The organism is Chitinophaga sp., assembly GCF_036569185.1.
Classification (GTDB): Bacteria; Bacteroidota; Bacteroidia; order Chitinophagales; family Chitinophagaceae; genus Chitinophaga.
Genome location: NZ_DATCRD010000150.1, coordinates 36089 through 57344, shown reverse-complemented (window position 1 = coordinate 57344; position 21256 = coordinate 36089). Strand labels below are relative to the sequence as shown.

Sequence of the window (21256 nt, the reverse complement as noted above, 5' to 3'; positions counted from 1 at the left end):
GTTCTATCGTAACTGGTTATTGTATCAGGTTTATTGTTTTTTTACTGCCAGCTGTCCCCTGATGATACCATTGGGATACTTTTTAGTATTGATCGTAAAGTAATAGGCTCCTGCCAGGAAATCTTTCTTTTCGCTCATTCTGAATCCATTCAAGCCAGCCAAACCTAAATTGACCTTGGATTCATTGTTCATACTAACAAAGGGTAAAGAACGTACCAGAACGCCATTTGCTGTTACGCTGGCAGGGCCATAGAAATTTACCGAAGTAATGGTGTCTTTGCTTGTTCGCCACAGATCAGCCCATGTTATAGTAAAGGTCAGGATGTTCGATTGCTCATCATAAAAACCGGTGAATGTACCGGTGGAAGTAGTATCGATTGCCGGCACCAGTTGTTTGCTGCTTGCAGCCGATGTAATCGTATATTGATCGCCGTTGATCCTTTCCAGCGTACCTCCCTTTGTACAACCAATAAATGAAAGAGCGGCAAAAGTAAGTGCAGTTATAATGCTTTTCATAACCAGAACATTAAAGTTGTTTTAAGCTTGTTTTTTAATAACCCGGCGTTTGTTTTAAAGCAGGCGACTTCGTCAGCTCGCTTTGTGGTATAGGCCAGAAGTACATAGCCTCGGTAAACACATGCTTTCTTACAGGGATCACACGGTATGAGAAACTTCCGTTCGCGGCTCTTGTAATTTCCATTCCGTGTGTTTCCGCATTTTCTGTCTGAAGAGCAATCTTCCAGCGGCGTATATCCCAGAAGCGATGTTCTTCAAAAGCCAGCTCCACCCGGCGCTCGTGCCAGATGGCTTCCCGCATTTCCTCTTTGGTCATACCGGCCTTCAAACCATACAAACTGTTTTCACCCGCCATAATACCTGCGCGACTGCGTATCATCTTCAGCCAATCGTATACTTCAGCAGTTGGGCCTGCGTATTCATTGGTTGCCTCGGCCGCATTTAACAGCACTTCTGCATAGCGCATCACCACCCATGGGCGATACAGCTCGCCGCCCCCGCCGTTGCACATCTTGTACCGGAAATAACCGGTTATTGTACCTGTAGAGGTATAGATACCGTCAACGCTTGCACTGGTTTCTGCTGCGTTCCCCGTTGGAATTATGCCTGTATAGGTGTTAACCGGCCGATCGCCGAATGAGCCCATACTGCGGATAGCGCCATTATAATGAACGGTATAAGTGAGCCGGGGATCCCTGTTCTTATACATATCATTACCTATACCAGGATAACCCGAAGCAGGATTTGTTATCCGCATACCATTGATCATATCAAATTCATCTACCAATTCCTGTGTGGGAAAATATTTGGTTCCCGTCCATCCATTCATACCTCCCCTGGATGTAGGATTTGCACTGGCTTCGATATAAAAGTTGTTACCGGTTGTCCAGGGTTGCCAATAAACGAGCACGTGCTCCACCTGGGGCGTATTTTGCAGGAAGAGCGTATAGAGAGGCGTAGAAGAAGCGGTATATAAGCTATAAACCCCCAGGTCAATTACCGCTTTTGCAGCATCGGCAGCCTGCTTCCAGCGTCCGGGATCTGCGCTGGGAAAAGTGAGCAGATGTTCAGGATCATCTCCCCTTGGCCCACTATTAACCAGGGGACTGGCTGCGTATAAAAGCATCCTTGCCTTTACGGCCAATGCAGCTCCTTTTGTCACTTTCAACTGGTTTACATCTCCGGAACGGTAAGAAACGGGAAGTGCTACAGCGGCGGCGTCCAGCTCATTAGTGATGTAATTGATACAGGTTCCATAGGAACTGCGTGCCACATCTATTTTTTCGTTATCACCAAATATTTTATCACCGATCATTGGTATACCACCATAATGTTTTACCAGTGTGAAGAGATACCATGCTCTTAAAAACCGTACCTGTCCTACCCAGTAGTCTCTCGTTGCACTAGTTACGGGTATACTGTCTTTGTTCTTCAAAAAGATATTCGCGGCCCTGATCATCCGGAAGGCAGTTGACCACAGTCCCCCATCAGCATTATTGGCATTGATACCGCCACTTGAAATTCTATACGTATAAAAAGTGGGATCAGGGAGCGGTTCCGATTCATCGCAGGCTGCGTCCAATCCCGTATTATTGAACCTCCTGGGGTTAAAAGATATTCCCAGGCTTGAATAAAGGTTATTAATTACACCCAGTGACCTGGTACTGTCCTGGAAAACCGCTGTTTCATCAATAGCTGATAATTTTTTCTGATCCAGGAAATCTTTTTTGCAGGCGGTAAAACAAGTAACACTAGCTAATCCCGCAAATAGGATGCTCCGATATATTTTTTGTCTGGTCATAAGTGATTTTTTAGAGTTAAAAGCCTAGTTGCAAGCCAAAGATGAAGTTTGCAGTGTTAGGATAGGCGCCGCCGGTGCCGTTGGCAATTTCAGCATCCTGCTGAAACTTGCCCATGTCCTGTATATTTACCAGGTTATACCCTGAAAGATATACCCTTGCATTTTGAACCACCTTTGTGCGTTTTAACCATCCGCGGGGAAGCTGGTAAGATAGCTCCAGGGAGCGTAAGCGGACATACCAGGTATCTGCCATCCAAAAATCAGAGATTGTTTGCCAGGATATATTGTTGATGTTGGAATTCAGCCCAATACGTGGGTAAGTAGCAGTAGCAGCAGTTGATGGTGTCCAGCGTTCCAGGTTCCAGGGACGCAGGTTGCCATTGAAAGCATCCCCGGCCCCTTCGGCCGTTACCTGCACGGCATAACCAAAAGATCCCTGCAGCAGCGCTCTTAATGTTAATCCTTTGTAGCCAACTGTAAATTCTGCCCCCAAAACGGTGCTGGGTAAATTCGGTTTTGATAACCAGGTTTTATCAGCATCTGTAATAATGCCATCCCCATTCATATCAGCATACTTCAGGTCGCCCGGCTGTATAACGCTCCATTGCGGAGCAGGAATGCCCTTCTTTACTTTCCCGTTCGCATCAAAATCATCCAGCTGGTAGAACCCGATATTATGATATCCCTTTACTAAGTTCAGCCTGTTTCCCGTTTGGGCCTGGTATGGATAATCCGGCGCCTCGCTTATGTAAATAATACGGTTGATTGCATAAGAAGCATTTGCACTGATAGAATAATTGATCTTTCCCCTGTCATTCCTGTAGGTGATTATTCCATCAAATCCCCGGTTCTCCGATTTACCAATGTTCCTGTTTGGAAGGTCCTGTCCTATTAGTAAGGGAACGTCTTTCTGTTCGATCAACTGGTCATAACGGTAATTATAAAAGTAGCTGCCGCTCAGTGTAAGTTTTCCCTGGAACATATTCAACTCCAGGCCGAGGTCTGTTTTCTTCTCTTTTTCCCAGGTAACATCAGGATTTACCAGCGCGCCTTCTACTGTGGTATTGCCATAATAATTTGAACCTGTTGTGCCATACTGAATAACAGAGGTTACAACACCCGGATAACTCGCGTCTGATCCCACCAGGCCATAAGATCCCCTGATCTTAAACATGTCGAAAAATGGAAACAGGTTTTTGAAAAATGGTTCCTCCGCCAGGTTATAACCCCAGGATACTGCCGGGAATATGCCATACCGGTTGTTTTCCTGGAACAAATCATTCCCATTACGGGCAACAGTGATGCCCAGGAGATATTTACGCCTGAAATCATAATCCAGTCTGGCAGTAGTACCCCGGTAGTTGACAGGAATGGCTGCACCGTTTATATAATTCCGCTGATTTAACAACAAAAGCCCGGTGAAATGATGGCCCCCATAAGTGCGGTCATAATTAAGAGACCCCTGAAGGATAGTGGTAGAATTAAAAGCGCCGGCCGGGGAAGCTACTGAATATGGCAGCATACGATACTGACCTGCGTCTCTTATTGAATAAGCGTTCGTAGTAACATCGTATTTATAGGCCGGTAAACCACTGCGGTTAAGGTTGCGACCCTCATTATTATTACCGGCATAAGAAACATTCACTTTCACGGATAAGCCCGGAGTTATAAAATCAAGCAGCTGGTCTGCGCCAACCACAATATTGTAGTTGTTCCTGAAGCTTCTTATGTACCCTCCGTTAGCTAACCGGAAAGCCGGGTTAATGGCGCCATTATTAGTGGCGGCGCCCAGGTGTGTTGCATAACTGGCACTTCCATTGGGATTTACTACGGGCATCGCATAGGGAGCCATGTAACGGAATGCACCCAACTCATAAAAAAGACCGGCGTTTTCTACGGTGCCGCTTGGGTTGTTAACCGTTTCAAAGCGGCCATTCACATCAAACCGGATCTTTAATGTTTTGGTCGGGGTAATATCAAGATTAGAGCGGTAATTAAAGCGCCTGTAGAAAAAATTGGTGTTGACATAGTCACCCACCGGATCGAAATTCTTTAAAATACCATTCTGGGAAAAATACCCTAATGATGTAAAATATTTTACAAGCGCATTTCCCCCGCTTATATCTACATTATAACGGGATTGGGTGGATGCCTTTTTAAATAAAACGTCTGACCAGTTAACATTCGGATGCCCGTAAGGATCAGAGCCGTCTTTGAACTTCTGCAGGTCGTCCGGGGTAAATGGAAGTACAGGAGTTTGGGACTGGCCATAGGCATCATTTATAGTGGCTTCATTGCGAAGCAGGGCAGTGGTATATGAATCAAGGAAGGTAGGCATCCTGATCGTTTGATTAACCCCGCTTTCGGCGGTAACATTGATCCGTGGCTTCCCGATACGCCCCCTGGTAGTGGTAACAACCAGTACGCCGTTGGCGCCTTTTAACCCGTATATGGATGTTGTAGCCGCATCTTTCAGGATAGAAACAGATTCAACTTCGTTTACATTCAACTGTGAAAGTTGTGTGTAATCGTATTCTATATCATCTACAATGATCAACGGCTTGTTATCGCCTGTGATAGAATTGGCTCCCCTGATAAAAAAATCGGCGGCATCCGCTCCGGGCTGCCCGCTCCTCTGCTGACTGAAAAAACCGGGCAAGCGGCCGATAAGCGTATTCTGAATACTGGCAGTTGGAACCGACCTGATCTCTTCACCTTTTACCGAGCTGACAGCTCCCGTACTTGTAATTCTTTTCTGACGTCCGAAACCAACTACCACTATGTCTTCCAGACCTTTTACATCCGGCGTAAGGTGAACGGTCATCGGGGCGCCCGAAACCGCGGTAATGGTTTGAGGCAGGTAGCCTACGCATGTGATCACCAGTTTCTTTACGCTGCCGGGCTTTAATGAGATGGCATAATTACCCTGTTCATCAGAGACAATGCCATTCTTCCTGTTGTCCAGTTCTGAAATGGTAGCTCCGCTTATTGCCTGGTTCTTATCATTCACCACCCGTCCTCTTATGATTATATTCTGAGACCATACAACGGTTGACATCAGCGAAAACCATATCAGTATGAATATCTTTATTTTCATGTTATGCTGTTTATTGAATCAAAAGGTTTAATACCCGGGATTTTGTTCAATCCCCCTGTTTACCTGCGTTTCCTTTGTTGCAATTGGGAATAAATACATGGCATCCGTAAAATAGGGAGTGGTAACCACCTTCGGGGAATAGTTGAATGTACCATTGCTGTTTTTGGTAATGGTTACTCCATGAAGCGCGGTTCCATAAACGGTTTTCGCAATTTTCCACCTGCGTATGTCCCAAAACCTTTGTTCTTCAAATGCTAACTCTATGCGGCGTTCGTTACGGACTACCTCACGCATCTGCCCCTGCAACAACCCGGAAGGCAGCGCATAGGGAGAAAGACCTGCTCTCTGGCGAATTTTCTCAACAGCCGCATACACAGACGCATCTGGTCCTGAATATTCATTTTGCGCCTCGGCATACATTAAAATAATGTCCGCATACCGGATAATGCACCATGGAGGAATAAAGCCGCCGTCACGATAAAAAGTGGTGGTATAATTTGCACTGCTGCTATCATTTGCACAAAACTTCTTTGCATAATAACCTGTTTGTGTTTGTACCGGAGCAACGGTAGCATCATTCGGTTTATCTTTTCCTCCCTCAAAAGTTTCTACCGGTCTTTGCAGCCATTTAGCGCCATTATAAAACACGGTTTGTTCCAAACGTGGATCACGGCCTGCATAGGGGTTCGATTGATCATAACCTGAAGAACCATCTGCGATGGCTTTCCCGTTTTTCATAGGGAAGGCATCAACAAATTCCTGGGTCGGGCTTACGCGTCCTTCACTATTACGGTTTCCAGGCTTGTACCCTGGGGGCGACATATAATAGGAATATGCGTTGTCAATACGGGGATCACTCATCCGGAAGAAAATGTGCTCCTTGTTTGCCCTTTGCAACATCAGGGTGTAACGGTTAGGCTCCAGGTCATAAATCCCCAGATCCATCACCGCTTTCGCAGCATCGGCAGCTGCTTTCCATCTTTCTGCGCTGTAAGAAGCATAACCGGTATAGGACCTGTTGGGAGTTGGTGAAGGGTTAAACAATGGACTTGCAGCCAGGAGCAATACCTTAGCCTTGATTGCCAGCACAATACTTTTACGCATTTTTCCAAAGTCAGCATCGGTTGTTCTGCCGGCAAGGGAAGCATCGGGACGCAAACTATCTTTCGCTTTATCAAGTTCCGATACGATGTAGTTTACGCACTCTTCGAAACTGTTGCGTTTTAAATTCAATAATTCTTTATCATTGGAATCGAAAACTTTATCACCTATCAACGGTACGCCGCCATACCTCTTTACCAGCTCATAATAAAAATAAGCCCTCAGTGCACGCGCCTCGTTAGGCAACCATACTTTGCGGGATGAATCTGCCCAGGGAACCCGCTGATAATTATTCAAAAAAATATTCGCCGCCCTTATAGCGCTGTAACAGTTACCCCAGTTATCATCGAAGGTAGCATCAGGACTGTAGCCGCCGCGAATGATATTCCATCCTTCATTTCCGTCAGCACTCGGAACAGCGTCATCTGAAAAACATTCCAGGGGTACTAAAGAAAGGTTGGTTTTCACTCCACCATTAAGTCCCCAGCTGGAACCGCCCAACATCCGGTTATACCCGGAAGGGATTTTCCCATATATATTTGTTATCCATTTATATGCCTGATCCCCGGTAGGGTCACTCGCATCGAAGATAAAATCTATAGTAAGCAGCTCAAGAGGCTTGTCTTCAAATGCTTTTTTACAGGATGATACTGTAAAGATGATCGCAGCGAAAACAAAACTGATCCAGCTATAATTCTTTTTCATACAACAATACATTGCCGGTTAAAATTTAATGTTGATACCGAAATTGAAAATCTTCATAATGGGATAAGCAGCTCCCCATGCCTCCGGGTCCACATCTTTCCTCACGTCATAAATTTCCGCCCAGGTAAGCAGGTTCAATCCGTTGGTAAACAGGCGCACGGAAGGAAGACCAATTTTGCGGGACAATTTTTCAGGGAAAGTATAGCCTATCTCTACGTTTTTAAGGCGCACAAAATCGTTGTCCTTCAACCAAAAAGAGGAGGTCTGGGTATTATTCGTGTTGTTACCCAACCACAACCTTGGCTGCTTTGCCGTTGCTGCGGTTGCCGCTGTAAACCGGCCAAGGTTATACTCATAAGCATTATTTTGCCCGCTGTTTCCAAAGCCGTTCATGAAATCGCCGCTCATATAACTCTGGCGATTTAATGTGCCCTGGATAAGTATGGAGAGATCAAGCCCTTTAAAACTAAAGCCGGTATAGAGCCCATAATACATGGTAGGTTTTGCATTCCCGATTGCGCTTTGGTCATCAACTGTAATCTGGCCATCACCGTTACGGTCGAGGTACCGTATGTCGCCGGGCCTCAGGGAAGACTTGGGAGATGAAGGCATCACTGCAGTAGCGGGATCATTGATCTCCTCATAGGATTTAAACAGGCCGATTGCGGTATAACCATACTGCAGCCCTACCGGTTTTCCCGTTGTAATCTGGTAATCGTAATTTTTAGGCAGTTCTGCATTATATACCACCTTTGACTGAACAAGTGAGAAGTTACCGGAAACAAAATAGTCAAACGCTTTTATGCGCTGTTTCCAGTTCACGGAAATATCTGTGCCCCAATAGTTGAACCGCTGGTAGTTCTGATTTGGGTAGCCTGCGCCAAATATAGCCGTTGTCAGGGTGGGAGCACCAACAAGATCATAGAACTTATTGAAGAAGTAGTCGGCAGTTATTGTCAGCTTGTTGTTCCATAGACCAAGATCAATTCCTGCATTGAGCTTTTTGGCTTTTTCAGGATTAAGCCCTGCATTGGCAATGGCATTTTCCCCGGAGCTTTTTTCAAGTGATGAACCGGAACCAAACCAGTAACCATTGGCGCCGAAATAGGTTTGTATGTACGAAAAGTACCCGGCATTTACCTGGCCGGTCAATCCATAATTGGCTCTTAATTTCAGGTTGCTGATGAAAGGCAGGTTATGGCTGATGAATGCTTCCTTATGCAGGTTCCAGCCAAGCCCTCCGGCCCAGTAGGTTGCCCAGCGTTTTGATGGGGCCAGCCAGTTGTATCCTCCATAACTGACAGCGCCTTCAGCTACATATTTTTCATCAAAACAATAGTTCAGCTTACCCGAATAAGCGGTGTAATTTTCCGGCAGGTTCGTGGTATTGAATGCCAGCCTGCTCTGCTGGTTCGCCACTGTCAATACGGAAATGGCGTGCTTTTTAAAAGTCCGGTCATAACCAAGCGATCCCTCCAGGTACACAATGCGATACCTTTCATTTGCGCCGCCGCTGGTTGTTTGCTCGGTTGTTGATCCGTACTTCGTGTAAGCTCCATTCAGATATTGGTATACTTCAAAATTTTTTTCGCGTTTGGTCGTAAAATAAGCAGTATTGTTGTTGGAAGCTTTGGCCTTCAGAACAAGCCCCTTTGTAAGCACGTCAAGTTTTTGAGTAACCTCCAGGTCAACCGCAATATCCCTTACGTCCTGGAATTGGTATCCCCGGGCAACAGCCTGGCCCCAGATATTGGTGTTACCCTGGTATTTGTCGCTCCCACCAAAAGTCCCATCGGGATTAAGAACAGGATAAGCAAGCTGGGGTGTATTTAATAAAGACGAAAAGATACCAGCGGTTCCTCCCCCTCCGGGTTGGTTGTAACGCTGAAAACGTCCAAAGAGGTTCAATTGCACAAAAGTTATTGGCGTTACATCAACACCCACATTCGAGCGCAAAGCATACCGGTTTAACTGGGCATTTGTATTATACTTGTTTTCATCGCTGGTTCTGATGATTCCTTTTTCTCTCATGTTATCCAGGTCAACAAAATACCTGAATCCCTTTCCACTGCCCTGTATATTAAGATTGTAACGTGATACACCTGCGCTTTTACCCAGCACTTTATTGTACCAGTCTACATCAGGATAGGTATAGGGATCTGTTTGATTCTTGTATGCATCAATCTGGTCCTGGGTATATTGGGGAGTAACCGGTGTGGTGCCGGCATCGTTTTGTTTAGCTTCGTTATACAGGGTAGCGTACTGCCAGGCCGGCAACGGTTTGGGAAGGGCCGTAGGCGTTTCAAAACCCGATTGGGCGGTAAATGAAATACGGGGCTTGCCTTCATCTCCTTTCTTTGTTCTGACGGAAATTATCCCGTACGAGGAACGCTGACCAAACATCACGGTTGAAAGGGCATCTTTTAAAACGGTGATGGATTCAATCTGTTCCGGGTCTATAGATTGATATCCCCTTTCAACGCCATCGATCAAAATGATCTGCGCCCTGGCGCCACGGATATTAAAGCCCATCCCGTTTCCATCAAGCCCCGGTCCGCCGCTGCTGAAAAAGATATTCAGTCCGGGCAGGCGGCCAGGTAAAGCCTGCAGGAACTGCGGACTTGGCGTTGTAATTAACTGATTGGTGTAAACAGTGGCCACCGACTGGAGCAACCTGCTTTTAGCCTGTTCTCCATAAAGAATTGGAACAGTCGCAGCGCTTTCCGACCTCCCAATTACGTGCTTTGTGGTATCGGCTACCTGTGCCGTAGCAGAAGAAAATAAAAAAAGAATAGCAGCCAGGACGGTCAAGTTAACCTTACAGTATACTTGCCTCCGGATACCAGATGGTAGCGGAACGCCTGCGGTTGGATTTTTTTTCATAGTGGAAGTTTATAACGACAAAAAGATTCCTGTTAGGGCAAAAACCGCTTTTTTACCCTATTAGTTATTATTAAAATTTTGATTGATTACTTAACCGATTAACTGTTCTTCATAATTGATGATGCTGTGTGAACAATTTCCTTTTTTACTTTGGGAAAAGAAGAATCTCTTACAATTAACTTAACCGGTAAGGTTACCGTTCTTCGTTTTTTGCTTTCCCTTTCATCTGATAAAGCATTGAGCAGTTGCTGTACTACTTCCTGTGCAATTTCTTCTATTGGTTGAGCTACGGCCGTGATGGAAGGAGAAAATAAATTAAAATGGGTATTATCATCAAACCCTATCACTGCTATGTCGCCCGGTATTGCTAATCCCAGATCCCTGATCGCCTTTAGTCCATTTATGGCCAGATAATTAGTTGCAAAAATGATCGCATCAACTTTCTCATGTTCCTTAATAAACTCCTGTATCAATTTTTCTGTTCCTGCCTGGTAACCTGATTTATATGGAAGCCTTGCTACAATTGGATCACACAGGCTGTCTTCAACGGCTTTGATATATCCTTGCAGACGGGCATGCATCTGCGTTTGCTCCGAGTTCAGTGTTATGAAGGCAATATTGGAGTAACCATTTTCCAGCAGATGTTTTACCGCCTGGTACGAGCCGGAATAGTTATCGATGATTACGGTACTCGTATTAAGAGAAGGAAGGTAGCGGTCGAAAAGGATCACCGGTACATTATCATCCATAAGTGCCTTTATTTCATCTTCTACGCCGGAAGGGGGCGCCATAATATATCCGTCTACCTGCCGCTCCCTGAATAATTTTATCAGTACTTTTGTTTTTTCCGTATCATTCTCAGTGCTCGCAAAGAATATTTTATACTTATGATTATATGCGATCGCTTCAATTCCCCTGGAAATACCTGAAAAGAACGGATCGGAAATATCTTCTACCAGCATTCCTATAATATTGGACTTCCCCGTTCTTAAGCTTTTAGCTATCATGTTTGGCTGATAACCCACCTTCTTTATATAATCTGATACCTTCCTGCGGACATCCTCGCTGATCTTTTTTTCATCCCCCTTCCCATTCAATACAAAAGATATAGTAGTAGCTGAAAGATTGAGTTCTTTGGCTATGTCGTGTATGGAAATCTTCTTTTTCATTTTAGCCAGCAGTCAGGATCCTTTATAAATTTTTTTATTAATCGATTTAGTGGCCGACAGAGGACATAACCGTGGAATCGGATGTATCAGTCCTAACTTATAAGTAAAGCCTTATTCAAATCAAATCGCTCTGAACCGGAAGGAAAACCGGTTTTGGAAAAACGATAGCGTAAATCTACCTGTTTAAAATAAATCTTTTGGGAAATTCAGGAGGGGGGTATACTCCCAAAAAGGGGGGTGGAAACGCCAAAACGGGTGTTCAAATGAAATTGATAACCCATATATAACCCTGCTCATTGTGAACAGGGTTTCCAGGAATGTTGATCACGTGTTTTTTAAGGTAATCGATTTAGAGAACCCGGGATGACTATCACAGTTTTGTATTCAGATTCAGGATTATTCCCCGCTATGCTGATCATCTGGAAATGATTTTAAACTGTCATATTGACAATAAACAGGCGCAAAACCGGGAAAAACATCTGACATGTTGGCCATCACGGACAGTGTTTTTTCAATCGTTTCCCGGCAGGCCGTTTTACCTCAATGATTAGGTAAGATATGGCGGCCAACACTAAATCCATTTAGTTACCAGGATTAATAGATTCCTTGTCAACCGTGTATTGCTTTCCATGCACCTTACGATATTTCTTTACATACTCAGACGGGTTCATGCCGAAAAGCTTGTTGAATTGCTCCCTGAAGTATTTAATATCCCTTATACCAACAGTATACGCGGTTTCCTTGATACTATAATCGGTATTAATAAAAAGCTCTGCGGCTTTTCTAAGACGAATGGAGCGGATAAAAATATTTACCGGCTGGCCGGAAACTGATTTGACCTTACGAAGCAGGTTGGAATGGCTCATGCCCAATTCACTGAGTAAGGTCTGGATGCTGAAGTTCTTATCTCTTAAATGGTCTTCAACAATGGAAATGCATTTGTCTAAAAGCTCCTTATATTCGGAAGAAACCTTAAAATCGCTTTTATTGAGGGTGATCTCATTGTAAAAATATTTTTGCAGCGCATTTCGATTCTTTAAAAGAGTGGCAACCAGCGCTACCACCAGTTTACTGTCAAAAGGCTTTACAATATAATCATCCGCCCCTCCCTGTACTCCCTGCAGCTTGAGTTCTTCAGACGTGGCGCCGGTAAGTAAAATAACCGGGATATGGCTCAGGCGCTCGTTTTCTTTAACCGCCTTGCAAAGCTCAATCCCATTCATCTCACTCATATGGATATCCGAGATAACCAGGTCAGGTAAATACTTTTGAGCCAGGGCCAAACCAGCTTCACCGTTTTCAGCCTGGTATATAATATAGGTGTCTTTAAGGAGATGAACCAGGTATTGCCTGATGGATTCATCGTCATCTATAACCAGGATAGATTGCTTCTCAGAAACCAGTTCCGCCAGGGGTTCTTCACTTATACTATTTTCACCCGTTTCTGATTCTTCTTTAAGCGCCCCGGCCAGATGAGGCGTAACCATTGTTTCTGAAATAATAACATCCTCACCAAAATGTGCCTTGCCTTTCTGAAGTTTTAATGTAAAAGTTGTGCCCTGCCCTTCTTCACTTTCGTAGGAAATTGTTCCGCCATGTTGTTCCGTAAACTGTTTTACCAGGAAGAGCCCAATCCCAAAGCCTTCCCGGGAACTCGTTTTCGTTCTTTCAGCTTTATAAAATTTATCAAAAATCCTTTCCCCTGTTCCAGATGGAATGCCCGCCCCATTGTCTTCCACTTTGATCACAACATTTCCCCCTGTATCTTCAAATAATAATTTTATACTGCCATCAGCAGGCGTATATTTAAATGCATTGGAAAGAAGATTGTATAAAATAATTTCCAGTTTCTCTCTATCTGCATAGATTTCCAGTTGCTTATCCGGGCAATCAAAAAGATAATTAATGCGTTGTACCTGGGCCTGCCGCACAAAACATAAATACACTTCGCAGGCCAGGTCATGAATATTTAACCTGGAAGGTTTTATATGATCCAGACCGCTCTCCGTTTTTCTGAATAAAAGCAATTGGTCAACAAGGCTGAGCATTCGCTTGGCATTGCGATAAACGATATTTAACTCTCCCTTGCCATTTTGCTCATTATAATCCTTATCAAGCAACTCCTTAACAGGATTAATAATTAATGTCAGCGGTGTTCTGAACTCATGGGAGATACTGGTGAAGAAAGAAATCTTCTTCTCATTGATTTCCCTTTCCCTTTGATTCAGGATTCTTTCCCTTTCACGTTCAGCATGTTCTTTTTCCCTTTCCGCCCTCTCCCTTTCCAACTCTGTTTTCTCTACCGCCAATTCGGCAAGGCTTCTTTCTTTTTCCAGGCGTTCATTTTCTGCATTCAGCTTTGCAATTTTCACTTCGTACTGCAGCCTGGTCCGTTTTGCCCGGTATTTCAGATAAAAATAAACGGCTGCGCCAACCATTACTGTATAGATCAGGTATGCCCACCAGCTCCTGTACCAGGGAGGAAGAACTACGACTTTAATCTGCGCCTCTTCTTTATTCCACTGCCCTTCAGCATTGGTATTTTTAACCCGGAAAGTATAGGCGCCTTCGGAAAGATGGCTATAAGCCACTTTTCTTGTATCACCACAGTAGATCCAGTCTTTATCCGACCCCTCCATATAATAAGCATACTGGATCTTATCGGGCGCAGAATATTCCAGCGCTGCAAACTCAAATGAAAGCGCCGCTTTATTATAAGGGACCTTGATAAGCTCAACACGATTGGAACCGGTTTGGATCTCAAGCGAAGTATCCTGCTCAAGCGCAGTATTGGCGACCTTCACATCCGTTAAAAAAATTTTCGGATTGCTATTAACCGCTACAATATTTTCCGGGCGGAATAAGGAAAAACCTTTAATACCACCAAAAACAATTTCACCGGATCGTAGTTTTAATGCAGCATGATAATTAAACTGGTTACTTTGTAATCCGTCGCCCTGATAGTAGTTCCTGAATGTTCTGGTCTTAGGATTAAATTTAGCAATCCCATTAAAAGTGCTCATCCACAGGTTTCCTTCCGCATCTTCAAGGATGGTTAATACAGCATTACTGCAAAGCCCCTCCTCTGTTGTATACCGGGCAATCATCTTTCCCTGCTTTCTGTCAAACAGGATCAACCCTCCCCCGTCTGTGCCCAGCCAGAAATTGCCTGAGCGGTCTTCCATTATAACACTAACCGGTTTACCAATGAAATAAGATACGTGTTTTCCCCTGGCCTTATCAATCTGAACCAGGTGGTTTATGCTGCCTCCCCAAAGAACATTGTGCTTATCTTCCTTTAATGAATACAGGTCCTTCAGCCTGTCATCAAACAATTCAAAAACCTTTTTTTGCCGGTTCAATTTGAACAGGCCATATTGCTGGGTGCTTAGCCATAGATTCTTTTCAGCATCTTCAAGCGGGTTCGGACCTATAGGATGTAAAACCAGCGCAGCATTACCAGGATCAACACAGTTATAGTGCTCAAACTTACCGTTATCAAAACGGTTTACTCCTCCACGATAAGTAGTTACCCAGATATTGTTTTGAAAATCAGACCGGATGTCCGTAACAAAATTGTCGCTTAATGAATAGGGATTCCCACTGTCGTGGTGATAATTGGTAAACGAATTCAGTTTCCGGTTCCATATACTCAGGCCGCTACCATCCGTACCTATCCATAGATCGCTGTTGGGTGCTTCGTAAAAAGATAAAATGTAATTACTTATAAGCGTGTTTGTTGTGGCCGGATTGGAAACAATATTCTGAAAACGCTCTTTATTGGGATCAATAACATTGACGCCGCCCCTTAAACAACCAATCCATTTTCTGGATTGCTTGTCAATCCAGATAGAATAAACAGCATTACTTGATAAGGAATTGGGTTCTTTTGTATTCGATAAAAATTGTGTTTCACCGGATTCAGTATCCAGGATAACAACACCGCCGCCATTTGTTGCAATCCACAACTCGTTATTTTTACCTGCGGTGATTCCTGCAACAACATTGTACTTTAATTTTTTATTCGCTTCATTATAAGCTTTGTCAAAGGAATTGGAAGTGATATTATACCGGAACAACCCTTCATTCGTTCCTATCCATAAATAACCATTTGCGGCCTCAATACAGTTGGCTGATTTTATGGCTGCGTTTACAATTCTTGCTTTATTGGTCTTATATTCATAAACGCACAGGCCCTTATTGGTAACAAAGCACCAAACATTCCCATCCTTCCCTGCTTTGATTGAAGTAACCTCATAAGGAGAAGTAGCATCCTTTTCCAGTGGTATCCTGTGCCCAACGCTTTCTCCTTTTGGGAAAAAAAGCAGGCCCTTGTCGGCGGTAGCAACAAACATATTGCCCTGCGGGTCAGCTTCAATATCCTTGACAACGGAAGTTAACTGCGCTGCTTTTTTCCCGGGAGTATAATAATAGAGAAAAGAAAAATTGTCAGACAAACTTTGGTAAACACATGCTCCCTGCCTCGTACCTATCCACAAATCTCCTTTTTCATCTTCATTGATGGCATTGATCCAGTTGTTAACCAGCGACCGGGTGTTTTTGAAACTATTTCTAAAGATCTTGAATTCATATCCATCATAGCGGTTTAGCCCGTCGTAGGTACCAAACCACATAAAACCTTTTTTGTCCTGGTAGATACATCTTACAAAATTGTTCGATAAGCCCTGATCAATTCCAAGACAGGTTCTCACCGGATAACCCGCAAAGGAGGTATACCCGGCAAAAAAAAGAAGGATCACCGCAAAGAATACAGGTTTTTTAAAAAACAATTTCATAGACGTGGCAATTAGCAGATAAGTCCTGTAATTCAATCGCCATTGCTTCATCAACACGCCTGGATTACAGGCAATCCAAAACAGGTCATACCGAAGCCCCGGCTGCCTTACAATATAGGCGAAAAAATGTAAAACCTGAAATGCTTATTTCTGCCAGCCATTCCCCGCTTTGCGTGATCCCTCCGGATAACATCCGGGTATTCAAGCAAACGCTCCTTCAATTTTTAATACAAAAGCTTCTTTACAAGGCGGTTGTTCCGGCAACTTCACCTCAGGCCCCCGGATGTTTGCTGAAAGCTTCATTTGTGGTTCCCAGGCAGGCTTACCCGGCTCGCTTTTCCCACCTGGTATCACTACAATTTGATAATATTCAAAAAGAAAACATCGTTCTCACGGATCTCCAGCTCCCGGGCAAAGGAACCATCGGCATTTACAGCAACGATTTCCCTGGCAACAGGCGAACCATCGTTCTGCTTTTTTATCTGCTCAACTTGCTGCCTGTTCAATTGCGCTGGTTTTCCCATGGAGAGATAAGTGGAGTAAGCATCATTACTACGATATCCGACTTTATAAATTTCAAGTGCATAGGTACCCTGGGGAACATTTGCAATATTGATCTTCAATTTTCCTTTCGATTTTGAAGGCAGGTCCCGGATATAGTACTGCTGATTATGTACGGAGTCGCCCGGGTGTGTATTCGTAAAATCCCAAACCAGCGCCTGGATATTTCCCCCGGAATCCCTGCATACCCAGGAAGTAGTATCTGTATTTACCAATTCAGTGTTTCCCAGCCTGTTCAGAAACTGGTAAGCATAGAATACCGGTTTGTTAATACCCTGTGTATTCAGCATACCAAAGCCTCCGTGAAAGGGTGTGAAACGCGGACCGGGTTCTTCAAAAATATCGGTAAATACCCAATACGACATGGAATTGGCAGCATTGCCTACCTGTTTCAATTTTTGCAACACATATGCCGCTTCGTGATAACTGTCGTGGATAGGATCAGCAGGCGTATAAGAAGCGCTCCATTCGGTGTAATGAAGTTCCAGCTGAGGCATGGCAGAACCGGCAATCTCTTTCCGTGATTGAAGCACATCGCCGCTTACGCTCATAGGGTTTTTATCGAGCACGGTGCCTGAGTTACCAAATTCGTCGAGGTATCCCTGCTTTACACCATATGCGTGGGTGCTTATGAAATCTATAGGTACATTATTCTTATCGCAATATGCAATCATTTCAGGCTCCCAGGCGGCTCCTGCAGTTCCCGGCCCACCCACGCGATAAGAGGGGTTAACACTCTTAATTGCCTTGGCGCTGTAAGTGTATAATTTGAAATAATCGCTCTGACTCCCTGCCCAGAATCCATTCAGGTTAGGTTCATTCCAAACTTCGAAATACCAGGTCTTTACCTCATCAGCGCCATAACGTTCTGTAAAATGACGGGTAAGATCCTTCACCAGTGCGGCCCATTTTTCATAATCCCGTGGTGGAGTTACGTTGCCCCGCCACCAGAAAATTGTTTTAGATCCGCTGGCCAGCGCCGAAGGCATAAAGCCCAGCTCCACGAAGGGTTTCATCCCGATACTGTGTAAAAAGTCGAATAAAACATCAATATACATGTAATTATAAACCGGGTTTCCCTTACCATCTTCTGTATATACCGCCATGTCGTCTGTTAAAAGGCCATGCATACGGATATACCTGAAACCGCATTCCTTTCTTACATAGGCAAGCTGCTGCTGCCAGTCGGCCCTAAGTCCTTCATTGGCGCGCCCTGCGCCAACACATTCATTAAACATGGTATTGAGCCTGCCGGCTGTTTTACTGAAGTCGGTAGTGATAACCCGTTCAGGAACAGCTGGTTTCTTTTCTTTTATTCTTTGTGCAACCAGGGTTCCTGTAATGCCGGAAAGCAGGAGCAGCAAAGAAATAACAACTTTTTTCATCTTTAAATACATTTACCTTTCTTATCGCTTAAAAATTTGTTGGGAAAACAGATACAGGTTACGATCCCACTCATTATTGTCATGCCCGTTAGTGTCTACATTCCAGACGTGGGGAATACCGGTTTCGCTCAGGTACTGATGCGCCTTTTCACTGACCCGGAAAAGGCCGTCTTTATTACCGCATCCTATCCATAACAGTTTCATCTTCTCCCTGGCAGCTTTAATATCCGGAACAAACTGAACATCCGTATACATACCACCAAACTGGTTGGTATTAGGCGCCGAAGAAAATCCGCCTATATAGGCAAATGTTTCCAGATGATGCAGACCTATATTGAGCGACTGTCCGCCACCCATCGACAAGCCCGCCAATGCCCGGTGTTCATTATCGCTGATAGTCGAATAATGTGCATCGATGTAAGGAATAATATCTTTCAATAAATCATCCTCAAATGGTTTCCTGTAACCTTCAAAATTATCGGCCCTTCCTGAACGGTTGGCCAACGCTGTATCCGTTACAGTCAGCCTGGTATCACAATTGGGGAAAACCATTATCATAGGCTGTATTTTACCATCTGCGATCAGGTTATCCACCACGTTATCTGCCTGGCACCACTCCGTCCATTGACCATAATCCTGTCCCAAACCATGCAACAGGTACAACACAGGATACTTCTTACCAGGGGAGTACCCCGGAGGCGTATATACGTTCATTTCACGGAGCTTTCCAAGTGTTTTTGAATTGTACTGAACAGCGGTTAATTTCCCGTGTGGCACATCATTACGTTGCACGTTATACCCGGCAGGCGGATCAGGAAAAGTGGGTATAGTATCTGCATTCAAAGCAGCCTTACCTGTTTGCACCAGGCCAATATGACTGGCAATAATAAATACGATCGAAATAAATAAATACCTGTTACTCATGTCATTTTTTTATAAGGTTATTTTTATTCGTTCTAAATCAATATTTCATTATTAAACTTTACTTCACGGAAACATTCACGGATGATGAAATACTCCGGGATGAATTTCCAATATGTAATATAAAATCACCAGCTTCTACGTTCCACGACTTTTTTGCCTCATCATAAAATGCCAGATCAGCAACTTTTACCAGCAGCTCAACTGTTTTCGATTCACCAGGCCGCAGGAAAACCTTTTCAAAAGCCTTCAATTCTTTTTCAGGGCGCAGCACTGAACATTGCGGATCACTTACATACAACTGCACTACTTCTGCTCCTTCACGGGAACCTGTATTTGTTATAGTACATTTTGCATGAATAGTTTCGTCCTTTGCATAACTGGTTTTGTCTGCAGAAAAATTACTGATCGAAAACCCTGTATAGGAAAGACCAAATCCGAATGGAAACTGGGGAACAATCTTCCTTGTATCAAACCAGCGATATCCGACCAGGATATCTTCTTCATAATTTACACTAAGATCTCTTCCCGGGAAATTACCCAATGCATGTGCGGGCGACTGGTCCAGTGATACCGGTAAGGTAAATGGCAGTTTACCGGAGGGGCTCACCTTACCACTCAACAGGTCGGCCACCGCATTGCCGGCTTCCATCCCACCAAACCAGGACCATAATATGGCGGGCACCCGCTGAACAATGCCTGATAATTTTACCGGTGAACCGGCTATAATAACCACTACGGTATTAGGATTAGCCTTTGCCACTTCGCGAATCAGTACATCCTGCCCGTAAGGTAAATCCATGGTCTGCTTATCGGCAGATTCTGTATCAAAATCATGATTCAATCCTCCGAAAACAATCACCACCTCTGATTCTTTCGCCACTTTAACAGCTTCATCAATCAATCTCCAGTCAACCTTATCAACGTTTGTCTGACCAGTATTGCTACCTTCCCTGAAAGAAGACTGCTTTTCGTATCCCTGGGCAAAATTGATCTTCACATCAGCGCCGAATTTTTTCCGGATAGCTTCCAGCGGTGTAATTTCATACAGGGATTTTATTTCAGAGCTAAGCCCTCCATCACAATGCCTGCGCGTAGCATTATCGCCGATAATAGCAACTGACTTTATCTTTTTGAAATCAACCGGGAGTATATTTCCATTGTTCTGTAACAATACTGCTGCTTCAACAGCATCGTTGTATGCAGCCTGCTGATGTTCCGGCGTATTCATTTTTCCCTTTTCCCGTTTTTCTTCATCAAACATTTTTGTCGCCATCATCACCCGTAATATATTTGCTACCTTTTCGTCAACAACAGCAACAGGAACTTTTCCTTCCTTTACCGCGCTGATCAACGGATTGGCAAAATACCATTCATTGTAATCTTTTTTATCCGTTCCCATTTCCAGGTCAAGACCGGTTAATGCCGCTTTGATGGTTGAATGTGCCGCTGCCCAGTCGGTCATCAGCACTCCTTTAAAACCAAACTCTTTACGAAGGATTTCCCTGTTGAGGTACTCATTTTCGGAACACCAGTCGCCCCTGAATTTATTATATGCCGCCATTACGGTGTAGGCGCCGCCTTCCATTACCGACGCTTTAAATCCCGGCAGGTAAATTTCACGCAAGGCACGCTCACTCATGTGTACATCAATGGAATCCCTATGTGTTTCCTGGTTATTCGCCAGCCAGTGTTTCACGCTTACAGCCACGTCTTTCGACTGCAATGCTTTAATATAAGCAACAGCCATTTTTGAAATAAGCAACGGATCTTCGCTCATGTACTCAAAATTTCTTCCGCAAAGTGGCGAACGGATAATGTTGATACCTGGTCCGAGCAGGATATCTTTTTTCCGGTAACGGGCTTCTTCACCCAATACAATCCCGCGCTCATAAGCCAGCCTGGGGTTCCAGGTAGCAGCCAGCGCTGTTCCCGGAGGAAAACAGGTAGCTGAGTCGTTGGTCCATCCGGCATAGGCCCAGTCGTGCCGGTTTATTTCCGCACGCACTCCATGAGGGCCATCGCTCAATGCCCATTCCGGGATACCCAATCTCTTTATTCCCGATACATAAAATTTTGAATTTCCATGCAGCAGGCTAACTTTTTCTGCCAATGTCATCCGGCGGATCAGGGAGTGGATCTTTTCCTCCCGCTTACTGTCATTTGCCGTCAATTGCGCGCTGGCTATACTTCCTATCAACAGGCCGGTAAACCCGAGTACCAGTCGTCTTGCTATTCTTTTCATTTCCATCAATTTTCAATTCAATATGTTCTTATTACGTTTAACCAGATGGACAAGCCGCCCCTGAGCGGAAAAATCA

Annotated in this window: 10 protein-coding genes; all 10 read right to left on the bottom strand. The window is 44.3% G+C overall.

Annotation, left to right across the window (positions count from 1 at the left end):
• Positions 1-30: 30 nt before the first annotated feature.
• The 10 genes from VIM72_RS10805 to VIM72_RS10760 all read right to left on the bottom strand — a co-directional run bounded on the left by VIM72_RS10805 (position 31) and on the right by VIM72_RS10760 (position 21180).
• Positions 31-516 carry a CHRD domain-containing protein gene (locus VIM72_RS10805; protein ID WP_332002847.1) on the bottom strand — a complete coding sequence of 162 codons (486 nt, stop codon included), beginning with the start codon at positions 514-516 and terminating at the stop codon, positions 31-33.
• 34 nt (positions 517-550) lie between these two features.
• On the bottom strand, positions 551-2317 hold the full coding sequence (locus VIM72_RS10800; RefSeq protein ID WP_332002846.1) for a RagB/SusD family nutrient uptake outer membrane protein: 1767 nt from the start codon (positions 2315-2317) through the stop codon (positions 551-553).
• A 16-nt stretch (positions 2318-2333) separates the two neighbouring features.
• On the bottom strand, positions 2334-5414 hold the full coding sequence (locus VIM72_RS10795) for a TonB-dependent receptor (RefSeq protein WP_332002845.1): 3081 nt from the start codon (positions 5412-5414) through the stop codon (positions 2334-2336).
• A 27-nt stretch (positions 5415-5441) separates the two neighbouring features.
• Positions 5442-7220 (bottom strand): RagB/SusD family nutrient uptake outer membrane protein, encoded by a 1779-nt coding sequence (locus VIM72_RS10790; RefSeq protein ID WP_332002844.1) that lies wholly within the window; start codon positions 7218-7220, stop codon positions 5442-5444.
• An 18-nt stretch (positions 7221-7238) separates the two neighbouring features.
• A complete protein-coding gene (locus tag VIM72_RS10785; RefSeq protein ID WP_332002843.1) occupies positions 7239-10031 on the bottom strand; it encodes a SusC/RagA family TonB-linked outer membrane protein in 2793 nt (930 codons plus the stop codon).
• 170 nt (positions 10032-10201) lie between these two features.
• Complete coding sequence (locus VIM72_RS10780) at positions 10202-11272, bottom strand: LacI family DNA-binding transcriptional regulator (RefSeq protein ID WP_332002842.1); 1071 nt, start codon at positions 11270-11272, stop codon at positions 10202-10204.
• A 581-nt stretch (positions 11273-11853) separates the two neighbouring features.
• Positions 11854-16068 (bottom strand): hybrid sensor histidine kinase/response regulator transcription factor, encoded by a 4215-nt coding sequence (locus VIM72_RS10775; protein WP_332002841.1) that lies wholly within the window; start codon positions 16066-16068, stop codon positions 11854-11856.
• A 353-nt stretch (positions 16069-16421) separates the two neighbouring features.
• Positions 16422-18014 (bottom strand): GH39 family glycosyl hydrolase, encoded by a 1593-nt coding sequence (locus VIM72_RS10770; protein ID WP_332002840.1) that lies wholly within the window; start codon positions 18012-18014, stop codon positions 16422-16424.
• 21 nt (positions 18015-18035) lie between these two features.
• Positions 18036-18938, bottom strand: a complete 903-nt coding sequence (locus tag VIM72_RS10765; RefSeq protein ID WP_332002839.1) for an alpha/beta hydrolase — start codon at positions 18936-18938, stop codon at positions 18036-18038.
• Positions 18939-18996: 58 nt separating this feature from the next.
• On the bottom strand, positions 18997-21180 hold the full coding sequence (locus VIM72_RS10760) for a glycoside hydrolase family 3 C-terminal domain-containing protein (protein WP_332002838.1): 2184 nt from the start codon (positions 21178-21180) through the stop codon (positions 18997-18999).
• Positions 21181-21256: the final 76 nt, after the last annotated feature.

Coding starts and splice junctions, on each gene's coding strand:
- VIM72_RS10800 (WP_332002846.1), bottom strand. CDS start 2,317: ATGACCAGACAAAAAATATATCGGAGCATCCTATTTGCGGGATTAGCT.
- VIM72_RS10805 (WP_332002847.1), bottom strand. CDS start 516: ATGAAAAGCATTATAACTGCACTTACTTTTGCCGCTCTTTCATTTATT.
- VIM72_RS10790 (WP_332002844.1), bottom strand. CDS start 7,220: ATGAAAAAGAATTATAGCTGGATCAGTTTTGTTTTCGCTGCGATCATC.
- VIM72_RS10760 (WP_332002838.1), bottom strand. CDS start 21,180: ATGAAAAGAATAGCAAGACGACTGGTACTCGGGTTTACCGGCCTGTTG.
- VIM72_RS10795 (WP_332002845.1), bottom strand. CDS start 5,414: ATGAAAATAAAGATATTCATACTGATATGGTTTTCGCTGATGTCAACC.
- VIM72_RS10775 (WP_332002841.1), bottom strand. CDS start 16,068: ATGAAATTGTTTTTTAAAAAACCTGTATTCTTTGCGGTGATCCTTCTT.
- VIM72_RS10770 (WP_332002840.1), bottom strand. CDS start 18,014: ATGAAAAAAGTTGTTATTTCTTTGCTGCTCCTGCTTTCCGGCATTACA.
- VIM72_RS10780 (WP_332002842.1), bottom strand. CDS start 11,272: ATGAAAAAGAAGATTTCCATACACGACATAGCCAAAGAACTCAATCTT.
- VIM72_RS10765 (WP_332002839.1), bottom strand. CDS start 18,938: ATGAGTAACAGGTATTTATTTATTTCGATCGTATTTATTATTGCCAGT.